We start from the raw sequence: 21626 nt of genomic DNA, 5'->3' as shown, positions 1-21626 counted from the left end.
GGATGTCTCAGGAACGGCCGCTATTTATAATAACCTGGGCAGTATTTATCAAGAGCAGGGTGAACTTGACCAGGCAGCCAGCTATTACGAGAAATCCCTTTCTCTTAAATTGGAAATCTCAGAAGAGGAGACCTTAATCCCGACTTATAACAATATGGGAAATCTATGCAAGATCAAAGGTGAATGGGCCAGGGCAGTGGTTTGTTACCAAAAAGCCCTTTCCATTGCCAGAAAGCTAAGAAACCTTCCGGCTATGGCGGCTACCTTTAATAACCTGGGCAGTATCTGTCAGAACAGGGGGGATATGGAGGGAGCGATAACTTACTATGAGAAGGATCTTAAGATAAGCGAGGAAGTAGGAGACCGTCGGGCTATGGCTAATACCTATCACAACTTGGGCAGTCTGTATCAGGATCGAGGTGAATTTGATCAGGCCACTCAATACTATGAACTCAGCCTGGGGATAAAAGAGGAATTGGGAGATCGTCGAGGCATAGCGGCTACTTATAACAACCTGGGCAGCCTCTGTGAGGCCAGAGGTGAAGTAGGCGAAGCAATAGATTACTACCAAAAGAGTCTGGCCATCAAACACGAAATTGGCGATTTTTACGGATTAGCTTTTACTCTTAATAACTTGGGGATGGTCCATGCGGGGGTGGGGAATTATGAGAGAGCGGTTAAGCTTATCAGCCAGTCCAGGAAGATATTCGAACAGGTCGGAGACAAAGAGAGGGCGGCCGCTGCCGTAGAAAACCTCAAGAGAGTTCAGAACGTTAAAGGAGGCACAAAAAATGACTAAAAAACCGCTTTATTTAGCCTTTCTCTGGCACATGCATCAACCCTATTACAAGGATAACTTTTCCGGCCGATGTATCCTTCCCTGGGTAAGACTTCACGGGATTAAGGACTACTACGATATGGCCGCTATCTTGGAAGAATATCCTCAGATACATCAGACCTTTAACCTTACCCCTTCTCTTATGGAACAAATAGAGGGCTATCTGGAGGGCAAAACTGAAGACGACCACCTGTGTCTGAGTCGTAAGCCAGCGAGTAAATTAAACAAAGATGATAAAAGATTCATTCTGGATAGTTTCTTTATGGCGCACTGGGACAATATGGTCAGGGTTCATCCCAGATATAGGGAGCTTCTGGAACGCCGGGGGGAAGATGCTGGAGGAAGAGAAAAAGCCCTTAAAGAATTTAGCGTGCAGGACTTCAGGGACCTTCAGGTCTGGTTTAATTTGGCCTGGTTTGATCCCTTCTTCAAAACCAGAGATGAGACGATTAAAGCCCTGATCGAAAAAGATCGGAACTTTACTGAAGCGGATAAACGAGCAGTCCTTGAAAAACAGATGGAGGTTATGGCCCGGATCCTGCCTATTTACCAAAAACTCCAGGAAGCCGGTCAGATTGAGGTCTCGGTTACGCCTTATTATCACTCTATCCTTCCTTTGCTTTGTGACACAGATATTACCCTGAGGGCTATGCCTGAGGCGCCATTACCCAGGAATCGGTTCGTCCACCCAGAAGATGCTGAAATCCAGGTAGAAGCAGCTATTTCTTATTATAAGAAACATTTTAACCGACCGCCCCGTGGGATGTGGCCTGCTGAAGGATCAGTCAGTGAAGCCATCATTCCGATGATGGCTAAGCGAGGGATCAACTGGATAGCCACTGATGAGGCTATCTTGGCCAACACCTTAAAGAATAGTCCTGATTTCTCTGAGTTTAGTTTTCATGTCAAGTTCCAACCGTATCGTATTCGAATAGGAGAATATCAGATAGACTGCATCTTTCGGGATACCACCCTGAGTAATCTCCTCAGTTTTGAATATTGGCAGTGGGATACAGAAGAGGCCGTGGCTGATCTGATGGGACGGTTGCATGTCATCCGCAAGATTGTTAATAATTTCCCCGGGGATCACCTGGTGGCTATCATTATGGATGGTGAAAATGCCTGGGAATACTATGAAAATGATGGCTGGGATTTCCTGGGTTTGCTTTACCAAAAATTAAGTGCCGACCTATGGATAAAGACAGTCACCGCCAGTGAATATCTAAAGGATCATCCGCCGGCTGAGACCCTGCCTAGACTATTTCCTGGTTCTTGGATCAATAACAACTTCAAGATATGGATCGGACATGAAGAGGATAATACTGCCTGGAATTACCTTTATGCGGCCCGTCAGGCCCTGGTTAAGTTTGAGCAAGAGGCTAAGGGACAAGCCGATCAAAAGGCAAGAGAGCAGGCCTGGCAGGAGATTTATATCGCTGAAGGAAGTGACTGGTGCTGGTGGTATGGGGAGGAACACGGCTCATACAACGACCGGGAGTTTGATCTACTCTTTAGAACCCACCTGATGAATGTCTACCGGCTCATTGGCCAGGAAATCCCGACTTATCTCTCCCAACCTATTATTAAGGTCACCCACCACGGCCGGGAGTTTTCGACGATGAGGTGAATAATAAGGCCGATGGTGGGTCTTGTTTATTGTTGGGGTCAAATCGGGATAGAGTCCACCGTCCACACAGTCCGTATCCGAAATGAGAAAAGGGCTTACTCAGATTTATACCGGGGAAGGTAAAGGCAAGACTACGGCCGCGATTGGCCAGATCATTAGGGCTTTAGGTCGGGGGCTCACGGTGTGTCTGGTCCAGTTCCTGAAACCCGGCTCAAGTGGTGAACTTAGCCCTCTTAGGAAATTAGGCATCAGGGTCATTCAAAGCCAGCAGAGATATCGATTCCCCCACCCTACAGAGGAGGAAAGATCGCGAGTCAAGTCTGAAATAAACAGCCTCTTACAAGAAGTGAACCGCCTTTTGACGGGTCGGCAATACGATGTTATTGTCTTGGATGAAATAAACAACTGCCTCCATCTTGGTCTGGTAGAACCGGAAGTCATCCTTGATCTAATCTCGCAAAAACCGGACAAGGTAGAACTTATTCTTACCGGGCGGTATGCCCCTGCCGAGGTGATGGAAAGGGCAGATTTAGTCACGGAAATGGTCCCACTGAAACACCCTTATGATCAGGGCATCCCGGCTCGAGAAGGGATAGAATATTGAGGATGGGGGGACAAGGAGAACATGAACAGAAAATGGGTTACCTATTTATTGCCCTTGTTAATCTATTCTTAACCTTCTCTACCTATCGCGCCCTCAAGTGGCTTGCCCCGGAATTTGAAGATGAAGATAGGGATCTGCTCTGGGGTATCTGGATCTTCGATATCATTTTTGATATAGCCGTGGTGTGGCTGATCTGGGTCTTTTTCCGGTGGTATCTCCAGGACTTCCCTGGGGGCTACTGGAGTTTTATGGCGGCTTATACGGGCGAGAATATGGGATTACTTGGCTTTGCGATTGCCAGTCGAGTTGTCTTTGAAGGCTGGTTCGGAGGCGGACCTAAAGAGGAAGATGAATGATATACTCAGCGTTTTCTCTCTGCCCTCTGCGGTAATCTTTCTTAGCTCTTAGGGTGGTCATTGTCTCTTTTTTGGAAAGATGGGGGACGTAGATAAGAAACATAAAAAAAATTTGACGCTTTCAGCGTCAGTAGTCTACAACCTAACCATACAGGTCGGATTTTTTCCTTCGCCCCTGCGGGGCTTAATTAATTTTCAATCTAATGTTCCGTAGGTTCAAACCTACGGCTAATATACTGCCGCCCTTCGGGCTTTCATAATGATTCCTGAACTCCAGAGCCTGTCAGGAGCAGGTTCTGTCAGAACTTGCCCTGATGAAAATCAGGGAACGGGTTTTATTAATATATCCTATTTTATACGCCGAAGGCGTAAAGGAATTTAGCCGTAGATTCCAATCTACGGAATGATAGTATTCCATAAGGTCAAGCCCTGACAGGGTATAGGGAAAATTTTAATTCATTGCTTATAATTTCTAATTGCAAGGTTGAAAATTTTTGTTGACAAATGGCCGATTATTTGGTATAATAAAAAACGATTGTAATTATGCAGGTGAATAGGCGGGAGACTGAAGGCTATTGAATTTCAGCCTATCTGCCTGAGTAGTTACAAATAACTTTAAATTTATTTGAATGGAAGGTCATATCCAGGCAAGAAGTTATTAAAATAAACCAGTCGGTGATCTTAGTCTAAAAATGGTAGGTGTTATGGGTAAGAAGCCGTATACTGAGCAGTTGATTTAGATGGCCGAGCCTGTAACGCAGTGGAAGGAAGTCTTACAACAATCATGCCAGGCAGGTTGGGTTTTGAAATGAGACCCAACAGACTACCTAATAATTGATCGTGGCTCACAGAGATTTTCCAAGAAAGGGCTGGTTCTTCATGGAGGAAAGAAGCTATCAGGCTAAAAAGGGATTTGGTGTAGGGATCATCCATGTTTGGTCCGGGATAATAAATAACTGCATCCCAAGTGTATTTCCTCTAATTTCTTCAGATACAACAGTATCTAGCCCGCTAATTTTCCCTGATTCTCCTTGTGCTTGTTAAAAAAGCCAGGGAGATTTTCTTTTTTAAAAACCCTCCTAAGATCTCACCATAGTTGTGTCCATTTAAAGCCTATCCCATTAAATCTTATCTGAGTCTAGTGCCTTGTCAAGCTTGCTTTAATGGGTTCATCTTTTGTAAGGGTAACCCTTATGATTGCTTATTTGGGTAATTTAACCTTTCGGCATAAAGACAAGCACTAACAGATAACTTCTATCTTGACAAGGCGGTAGGGGCACGTTGTAACGTGCCCCTACAGTAAGGGCGGATTCGCGAATCGTCCTTGCAAAAGGAGGAGGTAGGGGCGAATAATTATTCGCCCCTACTCTACCCATAAATACTAACGTGACAAGGCACTAGGCCTGGGTTATCGTTTCGGTCACTCTTAGAACCGTTCAGGGTCAATAGCCGGCGAGCTGCCGTCTATGGACGGTGTGGACTATGTGGACTAGGTGGACCAGGTGGACGGTGTGGACTATGTGGACGGTGTGGACTAGGTGGACTTTGTGGACGGTCGACTCTATTCCGATTGGACCAAACGATGAACCAGACCGCTAAACAAAAACAGGAGGGGATATTATGACAGAAGCAAGGGGGCCATAGGAGAATTATTGGTTCTGTCCATACTTGACAGTTAAAAAGTTCTCACGGGTTTTTAAGCTTAACCCATTTAGAATAGAACATTTACCTCTAAAGGCGGCTCGGCTTACAAACACCAACAATACCAATGGCTTAGGGAGAACTTTTAACTGTCGAATCCACAATAATGTGGATTAATTTCGGGCAAGACAATGGGGGGACAAAGACCACCCAAAGACCTAAAAACATAAGGAGGTAGGTTATGAAACGAGGAAATGGTTGGATGTTGGCTTTACTGGTTGTCTTGAGCTTAGGTTTTGTTTTTGCAGGCCAGGCTATGGCCCAGATAGACCGGTTCGTCTTTGAGGGCTTTGACGACCCTGATAATGATGGCAAGGGAGATTGGGAGATTTATTACCTCGATTTTCCGGATACAAAACCAAAACAGGTGACTAACAATGCCTATGATGATATCGATCCTTGCATCTCACCCGATGGTAGAGAGGTAGTTTTCGCGGCCAAGAAGAATGGTAAGTTTGGGATATATAAGAAGAATATCTTCACTGGAGTTGAGACGACGCTCAGTGAAACTATGGATACAGCGGCTCAACCAGCTTTTTCCACCAGTAGGACGACAGGCACTGAGTGGGTAGTTTTCTCCGCTGTTCCGAGTGGTGAGAGTGATTGGGAGATATATAAGGTGGAGACAGATGGGACCGGCCAGGCAAGGTTAACCAATGATGGTTATAATAACCAGGCGCCGTCCCACAATGGAACTTACATTGTTTTCCAATCCAATCGGGGGACCAATAATAATTGGGAGATCATGCGGATGGACATGGACGGTAATGGATTGACTAATTTAACCAACCACGATGCCTATGATATGGACCCGGCCATAACCTCTACCGGCGATACCATCACCTTTACTTCTGATCGATGCAGTAGCCCTGGAGATACCACCAATATTTACGTGAGGCGTCCCGATGGAACCGTGGTGGATGTGATCAGTGATATCATTGCTTCTACTCAGGTATCTTCTTATTTCGTAGGCGACAGCGGAGATTCGGTGGTCTTTATTTCCGCTCATCAAACAGCCAAGGGCAGGCTCTATATGAAAGTGGCTGACGAAAGTGACAGCGCTGACCCCGCTACGTGGACACTCTGTGTCGACGACTCCGGTATCGAATATATGGAAATGAACACCCCCAGTTGGGCCCAGGTGAATGAACCTGATAGCCCGACTAACGTGGTGAAGACCTTCCAATGCGTGGCCACTGATTCCGGCGTCAGATTGACCTGGGATAGGGGCAGCCCGGCTGATAGTGAGGATACCTTTGAGATTCAGATAAGTTCAAGTTGTTCCCCTTATACCGCATGGACTACGATAGCCTCGACCTCGGATACCACCTATCTTGACACTACGGCCCTCGATCTCCAAGGTTGCACGGTAGCCTATAGGGTGCAGGGCTGGAATCTGGCCGGTGCTTCTGAGTGGAGTGACCCTTCTGAGGAAAACTTTATCAATTGGACCAATCTCTGGGTTCAAGTGGCTAGCGGCGATACTGTAGCCCAGGGGACCCAGTTTAGAGCCGATATAATGTGTGATACCGTTTATTACATGGATACACTTCACGCTTGCCTTACTTATGACACCAATTGCTTTGCTACGCCTACCGTCCAGTTGGGAGATGCTACTGACACTTCGGTTCACCCGGGGACGAATCTGATGGTAGATATGGATACCACGACTGGAACCATCGAGTTTCTGGTCAATATGTTAGATGTGGACAGTTGGGTTACCACTACTTCTGACACCTCCTTAGTCGAGATATATCTCTGGGCGATAGGAGATGTGGGGACGTGCTGCACCCTTGACCTCCGTAGCACCAACTGCAGCACCTTAAGTGATAGCCCGACCATGGGCGACACTGCCGCCCAGGAGATATGCGTGATGGATATAAGTGACACGACTATCTGTATAAGCGGCCAACCCTTCCCCACGCCGACTCTGCGGGGTGATGTCAACTGTGATGGAGTGGTTAATATCTTGGATATTACCAAGTTAGAGAGATGCCTTCTGGGCCTTGACAGCGACTGCTACTGCAATTGGGCTAATGCCGATGCTAATCAGGACGGCAAGGTAAGCTCAGCCGATATTACGGCGATTGAGCGGATTATTCTGGGCTTACCTTCGGCCCCAGCGCCGACTAAGATTACCACGCCGGAGGAAATAGCCAAACTGAAGATGAGAGGGGTGGCTACCAGGGAACTTACCTTGTCTGTCAGCGAAGTTAAGGGTTTTGATACCCTCCAGTGTGACCTCAGCTATGATCCGGCCAGGGTGAGGATTGAAAAGGTGGAAGCCGGGAGTTTAACCCAGGGGGCTCGTCTCCTGAGTAATATCCAAAATGAGCAGGGTAGACTGAGGGTCTTACTCAATATGCCCGGCGTATCCGGGGTAAGTGGTTCCGGAGACCTCTTGAAGATTACACTGGCTTCAGTAGCTTCAGCCGGGGATATCTCTATAAAGGAGATTACCCTGGGCAGTAATCAGGCTATTGAGCTTCCCTTTGAGCTTCTTAATTCTGAGGTGAGACCAATCCGGTCTTTCCTCTCTCAGAACTATCCCAATCCTCTCAATCCTGAGGCCTGGATACCCTTTGGTCTGAGCCAGTCAGCTAAGGTAGTGATTAATATTTATTCACTCTCCGGTCAATTGGTCAGGACCCTTGATCTGGGTGAAAAGGCAGTCGGGATATACGAGGTTAAAGAGAAAGCTGCTTACTGGGATGGTAAAGATAACCAGGGATATGAGGTAGCCAGCGGGGTTTATCTCTATCAGTTGAAGGCAGGTGATTTTACCTCGACCAGGAAGATGATTGTGTTGAAGTAAGACCACAAAAAGCCGGTGGTGGGTCAGCCAAAGACCTACCACCGGCCCCAATTTTCGTGGCTTGGTGTCTTGGTGGTGATAATCTTTCACTACCAAGACACGAAGGTATGAAGATAGACCTACTACAACTCAACTCAAATCACAGCAAAAAAGGGGGAGGAATGTATTATGAAAACCAAATTAACCATATTTTTAGCGATAGGCGTGTGGCTCATTACCTTGGGCTCGGCGGAAGCAGCTACCTTGACGGTCAATGGTCCGGGCAGTGTCGTCCCTAATATTCCTTTTACGGCCACTGTAGAAACAACTACGGTTACTGATCTATATTCCCTACAGATGGAGGTAGAGTTTGATCCTACTATTTTGACTATTCCAACGCCTTTTGCCTCAAACATACTGAAAGGGGGTTTGGTGTCAGATGCCCCTATTATAAATGTAAATGCCGATAATACGGCAGGATGGGCCAGGGCAATTATTCGCTATGAGAGCTTTTCTGGGAAAAGTGGGTCCGGAGAATTACTTAAGATTAATTTCAATGTCCTTGAAGGTAATTGGTGTGACTCAAGTAATATTAGTCTTGACTCTTCCTTTACTGAGTTATCCAACACCTTAGGACAGGTGATACCTGTTGAGGTTATGATCCCCGCTATGTATACCGTGGCTAATAGTCCAGGTGATGTGCCTGCCGCGCCAGGAAATCTAACGGCCACTGCCGTCTCAAGCACTCAAGTTAATCTTGCCTGGCAGGATAATTCTGCCAATGAGACTGGATTTTACGTGGAACGGAGAACGAGCAGCACCACATACACTGTAGTCCAAACACTTGGCGCCGGGACGACTTCGTGGAGCAATACTAATCTTACATCTAACACAACTTATTACTACCGGGTCCAGGCCTTTCATAGCTGGAATGGATGTGCTGGTAACAACTCCAATTATTCCAACGTGGCGGCGGCCACTACCTCAGCTACTCCTCCGGCTGCCCCGACCAACCTGGATGTCGTGGTTATTTCAAGCACTCAACTTCGCCTTTCCTGGCAGGATAATTCAGACAACGAAACCGGCTTCTCTATCGAAAGAAAAACAACCGGTGGTGTCTTTAGCGAGATAACCACGGTTTCAGCCGGGACGACTACTTATAATGACACCAGTCTTACCCCGGCCACCACTTATACCTACCGGGTCAGGGCCTTTAATGGAGCCGGCTACTCAGGTTATTCCAACGAGGATAGCGCGGCCACGGAAGAGGCCCCGCCTAATGCCCCGACCAATCTTTCGGCTCAGGCCGCTTCAAGCTCTCAGATCAACCTTGCCTGGCAGGATAATTCAACTGATGAGAATGGCTTTAAGATTGAAAGGAGTCTGGAGGGGATTAATTTTACTCAAATAGCTACGGCTCCGGCCAATTCAACTTCTTATGCAGACCAGGGTCTAACCAAAACTACGACCTACTATTACCGGGTGAGGGCATATCGGGGGACCTTTAATTCTGACTATTCCAATACCACCTCTGCTACTACCCTGGATACAGTTCCTTCCAATCCGGGTAATCTTAATGCCACGGCCATTTCCAATACCCGGATTGATCTCTCCTGGCAGGATAATTCCGACAATGAAACCGGCTTCTCCATCGAAAGAAAAACAAGTGGCGGCAGCTATGCTGAAATAGCCACTGTCTCGACTGGCGTGACAACCTACAGTGATACCGGGCTTCTCCCGGCGGTAACTTATACCTACCGGGTCAGGGCCTTTAATGCCATCGGCTATTCAGGATATTCCAATGAGGCCGCAGCCACTACTCAGAACGCTCCGCCATCCGCCCCAACCAATCTCTCGGCGCAAGTTATCTCAAGCAGCCAAATCAATCTCTTCTGGCAGGATAACTCACATAATGAAGATGGTTTTAGGATTGAGAGAAAGACAGGTTCGGGAAGTTACGTGGAAATCGGAACAGTAGGAGTCAATGTAACTACTTATAGTGATACTGGAATTATCCCGAATACAGATTATTCTTACCGGGTCCGGGCCTATAATGTGGCAGGGAATTCTGATTATTCTAATGAAGTCAAGGTTGGACCGCCGGCTGCTCCCACCAATTTGGCCATAGCGGGTATTTCCAGTATTATTCTCACCTGGACAGATAATTCGGATAATGAGCAGGGATTTAGAATCGAGCGGAAGGAGGGAAGCGGAAGTTACACGGGAATAGCCATAGTTACCGCCGATGTGGCTACTTATACTGATAATTCTCATAGTTTAAATGTTCACCTTTACTACCGGGTGCAGGCCTACAATTTATTAGGCGAATCAGCTTATTCCAATGCAGTTGACACTGGCCCGCCTTCCATTCCTACTAATCTTCAAGTAACTGGCCGCTCTATTTCTCATATCGCCCTGAGTTGGGTAGATACCTCTGATAATGAGACCGGTTTTGCGGTCGAGAGGAAATCTGAGGGCGGGGTATATGCAGAGATAGGCAAGGTTTCGGCAGGTGTAACTACATACAATGATAGCGGTCTTCCTGATAACACGCCTTATTCATATCGGATTAAGGCCTATAATGCCCTGGGCTATTTAGGTTATTCTAATGAGATTCAGACCCAGACGGAAAAGATATTAGCGGAGGTTAAGGTATTAAGTCCCAATGGTGGAGAAAAGCTAAACGGGATAGTCTGGGTCAAATGGACGGCGGTCAGCCACTATGGGGAGGCTTTAACCATAGGCATCTACTATCAGGTGGACAATGGGGACTCTTACCCCTTAGCCACCAATGAGATCAATGATGGCCAGTTCTCCTGGGATACCACCCGGATGGCTGAAGGCCCTGATTATCGGATTATGGTAACGGCTAATAACGGGACCTATACGGTTAGCGACGCCTCGGATGGGGTCTTTATGATCGATAATATCCCCCATGCCCCGCAGATAAGTGTGACCTCACCTAATGGCGGGGAAAATTGGAGCGGGAATAAGTCCATCACCTGGCAGTTGAGTGACGAGGATGTCGGAGACAGTCCGCTCGTCGCCATCGAATATAGTCCTAACGGGGGATCGAGCTGGTTGAATATCGCCGCTGGTCTTCAGGGTGTGAGTAGTTATCTCTGGAATACACTCAGCGTTCCTAATGGAAATAATTATCTTATCCGGATCACCGGCAATGATGGCAATACCATCGGACAGGATCAATCGGATAAGGTTTTTAAGGTGAATAACAATAACCGGGCGCCTCAAGTGAGAGTGCTTTTTCCTAATGGCGGGGAGAATCTGAAGGAAACGGCCGAGATTAAATGGCAGGCCACCGATGCAGATGGCGACTTACTGGTCATAAATATATATTACAACAGCGGGACGGGGTGGCAGACCTTGTCTACCAACGAGGTTAATGATGGCTCTTACCTCTGGCAGACAAAAGGTTTTCCTGAAGGCACCAATTACCGGATAAGGGTGGAGGCCAGCGATGGAAGCGCCCTTCCACCTACTCAAGATGAGTCTGATGGGGCCTTTGCGGTCGATAATCTTTATGCCCCAACGGTCAGCCTCATCTCCCCTAATGGCGGTGAACATTGGAGCGGTACCCGGACGATTCAATGGACGGCGGTAGATACTGATGGAAATATCAGCGGTATCACTATCGAGTATCGAGTGAATGGTGTCTGGTATACCATTGCCACCAATGAAGCCAATGATGGAACCTATTCCTGGGATACGACCTCAGTAGGTGATGCCACGGATTACCTGGTCCGGGTTACGGCTATTGATGCTGATGGTCTCAGCGGCAATGATACTTCAGAGGCGGCCTTTACCATTGACAATGATGCCCATTCTCCGACGGTGGCTTTGACTTCGCCGACCACAGGCGTCATTTGGTCAGGGACTCAGAATATCAAGTGGGACGGCCGGGATCTGGATCCGGGGGATATCCTCACCCTTAAGATAGAAGTAAGCGCCGATAGTGGGACTACCTGGAGACTATTGGCTGATAATGAGGCCAATGACGGCCTCTATCCCTGGAATACCACCACGGTTGCTGATGGAAGAGGGTATAGGGTGGCCGTTACTATCTCGGATGGGACATCGACTGCCTCAGACACCTCAGGGGCCTTCAAAATCGATAATCACCCTTACTCCCCGGTAGTTCAGGTTCTTCAACCCAACGGCGGTGAGACCTGGAGCGGCACCCGGACTATCACCTGGCAGGCCAACGATCCCGATGGCGATCCACTGCTGATAGATATTTATTACCGACGGAGTGGGGACCTCACCTGGGAGGTGATAGCCACAGGTGAGACCAATGATGGTAGCTTTGATTGGAACACGACCGGTGTGGCTGATGGACAAAATTATCTGATTAAAGTGAGGGCCCAGGACGATACAGGACTGGCCCATGAAGATGTCTCCAATGCTGTCTTTAGCGTTGATAATCCATCTGCCCCGGTGGTGACCCTTACCTATCCTAACGGAGGAGAGAAACTCCGGGGCACGGAGATCCGGTGGCAGGCCTCCGATGAGGATGGCCAGGCGCTCTCTATTGATATCTCCTACAGCAGCAATGGGGGGGCAAGTTGGATATTCATTGGTCAGGGAGAGGCCAACGACGGGGTAAAGGCGTGGGATACTACGGCCGTGTTGGATGGCAATAATTACCTGGTGAAAGTGAAGGCTACCGATACTACCGGCCTGAGTGGGGAAGATACCTCAGACGCCGTCTTTATGATTGACAACCTACCCTGCACCCCGGTAGTGGCCGTAACCTGGCCGGGACAGGGACAGACCGTAAGTGATACCCTCACTATTACCTGGAACGCCTCGGACACTGATGGGGATGCGCTTAAGATCACCCTGGAATATAGCCATGATGGCGGAGCCACCTGGCACACTATCGCTGAGAATGAACTTAATGACAGCGCCTATGACTGGGATACTACTGATCTGCCGGATGGTGAATATCTGATCAGGGTTACGGCTGATGACCAGGATGCCTTGAGCGGCACCGGATCGGCCACTTCGGCTGCCTTTAATATTGATAATCCCAAGCCGCCGGTCATTGATATTACTGCCCCCCATCCTGGTGATGTCTGGAGCGGGCTTCGAGATATTACCTGGACAGCCAGTGATCCTGATAATGACACCTTAAGTATTACCATCGAGTTCAGTCCGGAGGGCGGCCTTACCTGGCAGACTATCGCGGCCGGCGAGGTCAATGATGGGACATATAACCTAAACTTCTCTCCTTTCGCTGATGGCTTGAATAATCTGATCAGGATAACGGCCACAGATGGGACCTATACGGTTACAAAGACCTTGGACGGACCATTCATCATCGGGCATGAGGTCGGGCCGGCTGGGGCAACTCTCTTTGAGGGGAGCCGGGTCAGGGCTGTCTTTGAATCGGGCGATGTGTCCGATGATCTGATCATCCTGATTAATGATGAAAGCGAGATAACTAAAGACTGGCAGAATGTAAACAGTATTGAGCCTATTCCAGGAACGGTTTGGGAATATCTGGCTTACTGGAAATCAACCGGCCAGGGATTTACTGGGGATTTTGCTTCCTTAGTCGAGATTAGAATACCTTGCCAGGATGCCGATGGTAACGGCCTCGTGGATGGGACAGATGTGCCGGTAGATGAGCTTCAGATCTATCGCTTGAATGAAACCGAAGCAGTTTGGGAAACCATCGAGGAGGGAGGGGTAGAGGTCGTAGATAAGAGGAATAAGGAGATCAAAACGGGTGTCAGTCATTTCGCCATCTACTGTCTGGCCGGGAATCCGCCGGGAACGCCGCAGGTGACCTTGATCTCTCCCTCGATGGCCGATGAATACTGGTGGGGGAACCGGGAAATCCGGTGGGAGGCCAGCGATCCGGATGGTAATCCCTTGACCGTAAAGGTTGAATTCCAAGCCTATCCGGTCACTGGTGGGGAAAAAGACCACTGGTATCCCATCCCTATTCCTGAAAAAGACCTCCAGAGTGGACGGTATGTCTGGAATACCTGGACCGTAGCTGACGGCCGGTATACTATCCGGGTCTCGGCTTCAGATGGGACCTACACCGGCACCGCTAAACAGACCGTCATTATTGATAATAACCCCCACACCCCCCATGTGCGAATGATTTATCCTAATGGCGGTGAGGTGTTACGTGATTCTATTTCCGTTAAATGGACAGCCGGAGATGAAGACGGCGATACGCTCGCCTTTACCATGGAATACATGGTGGAGAATTATGATCCCTGGTATAAAATCGTATCCGGCTCCCAGAGCGACTTCGAGAGTCCGGAAGAGGCCGTCTATGCCTATTCCTGGGATACAACCACCGTTCCTGACGGGCAGAATTATCGGGTTCGAGTAGTGGCTCGGGATTTTTCTCCACGGGAGAGCTGGGATGCCTCGGACGGCGTCTTTACTATTGACAATTCTAAAAACAAACCAGTGGTCAAAATACTTCAACCTGCAGGTGGCGAGAGCCTGAAAGGGACCAGCTACATCAAGTGGGAGGCCTGGGACAGCGACGGAGATGAGCTGACCATCACCATCCAATATAGTATCGACGAGGAGACCTGGTACACTATAGCTAAGGACGAGCGAAATGACGGGGCCTATCGCTGGGATACCAGGGCTATGGCGGATGGGGATAACTATTTGCTTAAGGTTATGGCCAGTGACGGGACCCAAACTGGGGAAGCTCAGCTAAAGACAGCCGTCAGGATCGACAATCAACCCTTTGCCCCGGTGGTTGAGCTTTTGAGTCCTAATGGCCGTGAATACTGGCAGGGGGTGCAGAACATAGAATGGACCGCCTATGATGTGGATGGCGACCATCCGACTTATACGGTCAGCTACAGCCCAGATCGGGGCGGGCACTGGTATGAAATCTCGCCTTTGGATATCACGGAGGAAGAGGGAGGACGCTTCAGCGCCTCCTGGGATACCAAGACGGTTCCGGATGGGGTGAATTACCTGATTAAAGTAAAGGCCTCGGACGGGGTCCTGACCGGGAGTGATCAATCCAACCAGACCTTTATGATCGATAATAATCCAGCCGCCCCACCTCATGCCCCACGGATAGAGATTACCTCTTTGACCGGTGGCGAGAGGTGGTCTGAATCTGTTAACCTTACCTGGCGGGCAACTGATCTCGATGGTGATCCCCTAACCATCGATATCCTTGTCCGTCAGGTTAGGGCTACCAATTGGATAAGGATTGCTTCAGGGGAGTCTAATGACGGCGTCTTTACCTGGGATACGACCGGAGTCGTTGACGGAGATTATGAAATAATGGCCAGGGTCACTGATGGATATGCCACGACCGAGACTATGCCACCTTATCCCCAGGTAACCATAGACAACCTGCATCCGCCTGTGGTAAATATTACGGCGCCTCAAGCCGGTGATCAATGGACCGATCAGACCGGCGGTTTCCTTAAAGAGATTACCTGGGAGTCTACCGATGCCGATAATGATCCCCTTACTTTTGATTGTTACTATCGAGTAGCCGGCTCTGAATTCTGGTATGAGATAGCCGCCGGACTAACTGAGGAAACCACTGTCCTGGACATCAGAACGGTTGAAGATGGACTTTCTTACCAGGTCAAGGTGGTGGCGGCGGATGGCACTGGCCTTATGGGGGAGGCCATCTCAGGCCTCTTCACTATTGATAAAAATCCCAATGGTCCGGTGGTGGAGCTTCTTTCGCCGGATGGCGGGGAATACTGGAGCGGGTCGAGGCTTATCCGCTGGACAGCGGAAGACGGTGATGGAGAAAAGATAACCATTGATCTGGCCTACTCGGTGGATAACGGGACAAGCTGGCATACCCTCGCCGCCAATGAAGCCAATGATGGCGTTTACAACTGGGATACCAGAACCGTGGCCGATGGGGTAAACTACCTTATCATGATAACGGCCAGGGATGCCAGCGGCCTTAAAGCCACAGATTGTTCGATGAGGGTCTTTAAGATCGATAATATCCCCCATGCCCCGGTAGTCAGGGTTATTTCGCCTAACGGTATCTGCGAGGCCCCACCATGCGGGAAGACTGAACTACCCTGGAGTAACACTATCCCTATCCAGTGGCACGCCTCAGATGCTGATAATGATGAGCTGACGATTACCCTCCTCTACAGCGATGATGCCGGGGCCAGTTGGCACATCATCGCCAGTAATCTGAAGAATCCCATTGGGTCCAACGGTAGTTACGACTGGGTAACCAACGATCTCCCTGATGGCATCCATTATTTAGTCAAGGTGGTGGCCTCGGATGTCAACCTGGGACGGGAGGATGTCTCTGATGCTGCCTTTGAGATCGACAACCAGCACGCCCCGAAGGTAACGGTGCTTAGTCCCAATGGCGGGGAAGAGATTAAGGGCAGTTATGAGATCAGATGGACAGCCACGGATGTGGACCCTGAAGATCATATCTTTGTAAGCATTTATTACAAAGGCGATGGCGTGAATAATTGGGCTATGATCCCCCAAGGCGGGGAATTGCCCAATACCGGCCGATTTGTATGGGATACCACCAAAATGCCGGGGAATGGCCTTGACTATCTTATCAGGATTGTGGCTACCGATTCGAGCGGCCTGAAAGGTGAAGATGTCTCTGATAAGGTTTTTACGATCGATGTGCCGGATGCGCCGGTAGTGAATCTCATCTCTCCAGCCGGCGGAGAAATATGGGCGGGTCTTAAGCAGATCAAATGGGAGGCCAGCGATCCTGATGGGGATAGGCTTCTAATCAACCTTGCTTACACCTTAAATAATGGCGTAACCTGGGAGCCTATTATATCTAATTTGGAGAATACCGGCCGTTTCCTGTGGGATACCAGCCGGGTGAATGATAATATCAATTATCGCCTCAGGGTGCAGGCCACAGACGGGACATTGATCGGGGAGGCTGTCTCACCGGTCCTACAGATAAACAATCCGGATGCGCCGGTAGTAGAGCTTATTTCTCCCAACGGTGGAGAAGATTGGCATAGCCGACAAAAGATAGAATGGTATGTAAACGACCCTGACGCGGCTGATATTCTGGTGGTTACGGTGGAATTCTCCTTTGATAATGGCTGGCACTGGTATAAATTACTGGAAGAGGAAAGGTCATCAGGTGGCGGGAATTTCTATTGGGAGACCACCACCGTGGAAAATGGGACAAACTACCTGGTCAGGATTACGGCCTTTGATGGGAGCCATCGGGTGAGTGACCGGTCAGAGGCGTCTTTCAGAATAGACAATAACTGGCACAAGCCGACGATTGAATTGCTCAGCCCGAAGGGAGGGGAGGTTTATTCCGGCCAGGAGGCTATCCTGTGGGAGGCCTCTGATCTTGATGGAGACAAGTTGAAGATTAATATCTATTATGGCCGGATAAGCGAGGCCACTGGAGCGGTTGAGGTCTGGTATCCTATCGCCCTGGGAGAGGCCGATGATGGCTATTATGCGTGGGATACCACTTCGGTGCCTGATGGGGTCAGATATAAGATCAAAGTAGTGGCTGATGATGAAGATGATAATTCAGAGGTAGGCGAAGATCAATCTGCCCAGGCCTTTATCATTGACAATGATCCACACATTCCTGTCATCAGACTTCTTTCACCTCAGGCGGGTAAGGCTTACGGAGATGTGCATAAGACTTCAAGCCGCATCCAGATTGAGTGGGAATTAGAGGATGTGGATAACCGGGTGGACAGCTTTAAAATAGAGTTCAGCTATGACGGCGGCCGGTATTGGGAAGAGATTATCAATGCCAAAGCGGATAATCCGGCCTTTAGTCCGCCGCCGGCCGTCAGCGGTATTTACAGGTATAACTGGGAAACCAAAGACCTGCCGGATGCTGACTATCTTGTCAGGGTAACCGTTAATGACGGACATATGATTAATAATGACCAGACCAGGGGGATCTTTGCCATAGACAATCGGCATGCCCCCACCGTGACCCTTATTTCACCTAATGGCGGAGAAAACTTGCGGGGAGAGGTCTATATTCGCTGGCAGGCATACGACATTGACCCTGAGGACACGGTTTACATCACTATCGCCTATAGCCGGAATAGCGGCAGCACATGGCTTCCACTGGCTACCGGAGAAGATAATGATGGTGAATACCTTTGGGATACAAGCCTGGTTCAAGAAGCCAAGACCTATCTCATTCGGGTCTCGGCTTCGGACGGTATATTATACTCCGCTGACCAGTCTGAGGAGATATTCACGGTTGATAATACGATGCCGGCTGTTATTCGGATAACTCCGGCCGATAAGTCCGTAATAAATGTAGAGAGTCTTCTGCCTACAAAGATTGATGCCTTTCTAAGCAATGGGGTTTCGGGGATAGATGAGGAGCATTCTCAACTAATTATTACCAGGAACGGTGGAGATTATTTAGATCAGGGGAACATAGATCGTTCCCAACCCGATCATCTGATCTTCACCCCGACTAACGGATTTGGTGATGGGTTGTATGAGGTTACCGTCACTCCAGTAGACTATGCCGGTCTGATTGGAGAGACGAAGATTTCTACCTTCACCATTGACCGGACCCCACCACTTATGACTTCCCTGGACGCCGGTTCACCTAAACATGGAGACTCTACTAAACCGTTGAACAGAGAGATTATAGTCAAGGTAGTGGAACAACTGGAAGTAGGGTCATTGACTCTCAACTACAAGATCTACAGTGGCGATTTGCCTCCGGCAGGCGGGGCCATGACAGCGCCTATGGTTAGATCAGGCAAGCCCTCTTTGTGGACCTTTAAGGCTGTCTTGCCCCTTAAGGACAAAGAGGCCGCTCACGGCGAAAAGGTAGACTACTGGATTACCGGTAAGGATACCACCGGCAACCCCTTAGAAAGTTCACTCTCGCCGAGTCTGCTTCAGGATGGCAAGGCGACTATCTTGATCGATGAAGAGCCGCCTGTTTCCAAGTTGATCTCGATCAACCAGGGGGCGCCGGCGACTAAGGATCGACTGGTAACAGTGGCACTTGATGTCAGCGGCACCCCGACCTGGATGATGATCTCTGAGGATCCGAAGTTTGAGGAAGGCCGGTGGGAAGATTATGTGAGTAGTTCGACCTTTAAACTCAGTCTGGGTGATAGCGACAAGACCATCTATGTCAAGTATATGGATGAGGCCTCCAATATAAGCGCTTCTGATTCTGCCTCCATTATGCTGGATACTGTTTCTCCGACCGTGGTCATAGATACGCCTGCCCCCGGGGCCTTCCTTAATCAGAATACCATCCTTATTAAAGGAACAGCAGCTGATTATGGCTCAGGGCTGGATAGGGTGGAACTTCAGATAAATGGAGGAAGCTGGTTCAAGGTGAGTGGGACGGCCTTATGGAGTCATGAGTGGTCGCCCGGTCAGGATGGAACTTATGACTTAAAAGTGAGGGCAATTGATCTGGCCGGGAACCAGAAAGAGTCGGAGTCCAGGCGACTCCATATTGACCGAATGGCGCCTCTACCTGTTTCAATGGTCATAAATGCCGGAGAGGCGTATACCACAAGCCGTGAGGTTACGGTCAGCTCTACGGTGGAGGGATATCCGGCCCAGATAATGCTGTCGGAAGAGGCCGGATTTACAGGCGCCAAGTGGAGGACATACGCGCCAGCCATTTCCTTTACCTTTACCAGCTCTGGCGACGGGAAAAAGGTGATTTACGCCAGGTGGCGTGATGAAGCGACTAATGAGTCGGATACCCTGTCCGCCTCCATTATCCTGGATACTGTCGGACCTGATGTCCGGATTACTATGCCGGAAGCAGGAACAACCGTAGGCGGAGAAGTAGTTAATATTAGCGGCGGTTCCCAGGATGAAGGGGTCGGCGTGGAATTGGTCCAAATAAGCCTTGATGGAGGCAATAACTGGATAAGCGTTAGCGGAACTACCGCCTGGAGCTATGAATGGCACCCCACCAAGGAGGGGGCCTTTAGCCTCCAGGCTCGTGGTAAGGATAAGGCAGGTAACCTCGGAACCTTAACCCTATCTGTCACTATTTATGTAGATAAGACTGCCCCCGTCCCGGTCTCTATGAAGATAAGCTCCGATCAAGCAGCCACTAATTTGAGGGAGGTAATCATTGCCCTGAAGGTGACGGGAACTCCAGATAAGGTCCGGCTTAGTGAGAAAGATGATTTCGTAGGCGCTTCCTGGCGGGCGTATACGGCCGAACTTTCCTTCCAGTTAAGCAGCGGGGAGGGAACAAAAACAGTCTATGCTCAGTTTAAAGATGAGGTCGGCAATCTCAGTCAGGTCATTAGCGATCAAATCCTGCTGGATACTAAGCCGCCTACCGGAGCCGGAATTACCATCAATGCCGGCGCTCAGCTAACTAATTCTCCCTATTTCACCTTAGCCCTGAAGGCCACAGAGGCCAGCCGGATGATGATCAGCGAAGATGGTGTCTTTGACACCGAGGTATGGGAGGCATTCGCTTCTTCTAAAGTGTGGACCCTTTCCAACCCGAGTGATGGACTTAAAACCCTGCGGGTTAAATTCAGCGATGAGGCCGGCAATGAAACTGATCCGGTTTCTGACTCGATTGAACTGGATAAAACCCCTCCTGAGGTAGAGGTAATATTACCGCCAGCCCAAGCCAAGGTGGCTGGTAACGGGGTGCCGGTAAAGGTCCCGGTTGATGGAAACGTGAGAGTTAATCTGTTCTATCGCTGGGATCAGGAAGTAAAAGGCTGGCAGATGATGGCTGATCTGGATGCCTCACCTTACGTGACCTGGTGGAATACATCAGGCCTGGGTGATGGTGAATATCAGATCAAAGCTGAAGGCTGGGATGAAGCCGGAAATGTAGGCATTGCAGAGCCGATCACCTTATGGGTTGATCACCGTAATCCTGATCTGGAGTCTAACCAGGTTGACTTTAGTAAATCCCAGTTTATGAAATTTTCCAATGGGGTTCTTCTGGAAATCCCGGCCTTCAGTCTCCCCAATTCAGCGGCAGCAGTGGCGCTTTCTGATTATGATGGCCTTCGTAACTTAGGTGAAAATGTTACTTCGGCCATAGATGCCGCCAACCTTAAGGCAAAGGCAGATGTCTCCTTAGGCATAATTCCTCGGTCGGAAGGGAATAGCTTTGCCGATCTTATCGCCCATTTGATGCTTTATGATAGAGGAGGTAATCCGCTCAGCATACCTTTCAATCAATCTTTAAGCATTGCCCTGCCCTATCCTGATACCAATCAGGATGGAGTGGTGGATGGAACAGATTTCCCGGTGGCGGCTCTTAAGGTATTTAAACTGAAGACAGACCGCTGGGAGGAGGTTGAAAGTGAGCCGACTGAAGACGGGGTAGTCTGGGCCGGCATAAATCAAACCGGGGTTTATACCTTAATGGCCAAATTGGCCCCGCCGGCCAATAGCTTGAAGCAGGTTAAGGTCTATCCTAATCCCTTCCGACCCAGCGAGGCCGTCGATGGAATAGTGAAATTCATCAACCTGAGAAAGGATAGCCAGATAAGTATATATACCTTGAGCGGAGAATTGATTAAGACTATTGACTCGGATAAGCTCTCTACTCTTTCTTATGGGCGGCAGGTTTATTATGGCACAACCTGGGATGGGACGAACGAGAATGGAGATCATGTGGCTACTGGTATTTATATTTATCTGATTCAAGGTGGGGGGGATAAGTTAGGTAAGCTATCGGTGATAAGGTAGGGATGCTCGAT

General features: G+C 49.1%; 6 protein-coding genes. All 6 read left to right on the top strand.

Features of this window, described 5'->3' with window-relative positions; all coding sequences use genetic code 11:
- On the top strand, positions 1–799 hold a 799-nt coding region (locus tag AB1797_01585; protein MEW5766304.1), incomplete at its 5' end, for a tetratricopeptide repeat protein.
- Positions 792–2465 (top strand): glycoside hydrolase family 57 protein, encoded by a 1674-nt coding sequence (locus tag AB1797_01580; GenBank protein MEW5766303.1) that lies wholly within the window; start codon positions 792–794, stop codon positions 2463–2465. The genes AB1797_01585 and AB1797_01580, both read left to right, overlap by 8 nt.
- Before the next feature lie 82 nt (positions 2466–2547).
- Positions 2548–3069, top strand: coding sequence for a cob(I)yrinic acid a,c-diamide adenosyltransferase (locus AB1797_01575; protein MEW5766302.1), 522 nt, complete (start codon positions 2548–2550; stop codon positions 3067–3069).
- Between the two features lie 32 nt (positions 3070–3101).
- Positions 3102–3425 (top strand): hypothetical protein, encoded by a 324-nt coding sequence (locus tag AB1797_01570; protein MEW5766301.1) that lies wholly within the window; start codon positions 3102–3104, stop codon positions 3423–3425.
- A gap of 1882 nt (positions 3426–5307) precedes the next feature.
- Complete coding sequence (locus AB1797_01565; protein ID MEW5766300.1) at positions 5308–7941, top strand: dockerin type I domain-containing protein; 2634 nt, start codon at positions 5308–5310, stop codon at positions 7939–7941.
- Positions 7942–8109: 168 nt separating this feature from the next.
- On the top strand, positions 8110–21615 hold the full coding sequence (locus AB1797_01560) for an Ig-like domain-containing protein (protein ID MEW5766299.1): 13506 nt from the start codon (positions 8110–8112) through the stop codon (positions 21613–21615).
- The last annotated feature ends 11 nt before the right edge of the window (positions 21616–21626 follow it).

The organism is bacterium (genome assembly GCA_040753085.1).
GTDB lineage: Bacteria > UBA9089 > JASEGY01 > JASEGY01 > JASEGY01 > JASEGY01.
The sequence above is the reverse complement of the archived record's forward strand: the minus strand, read 5'-3'. Positions and strand labels throughout refer to the sequence as shown.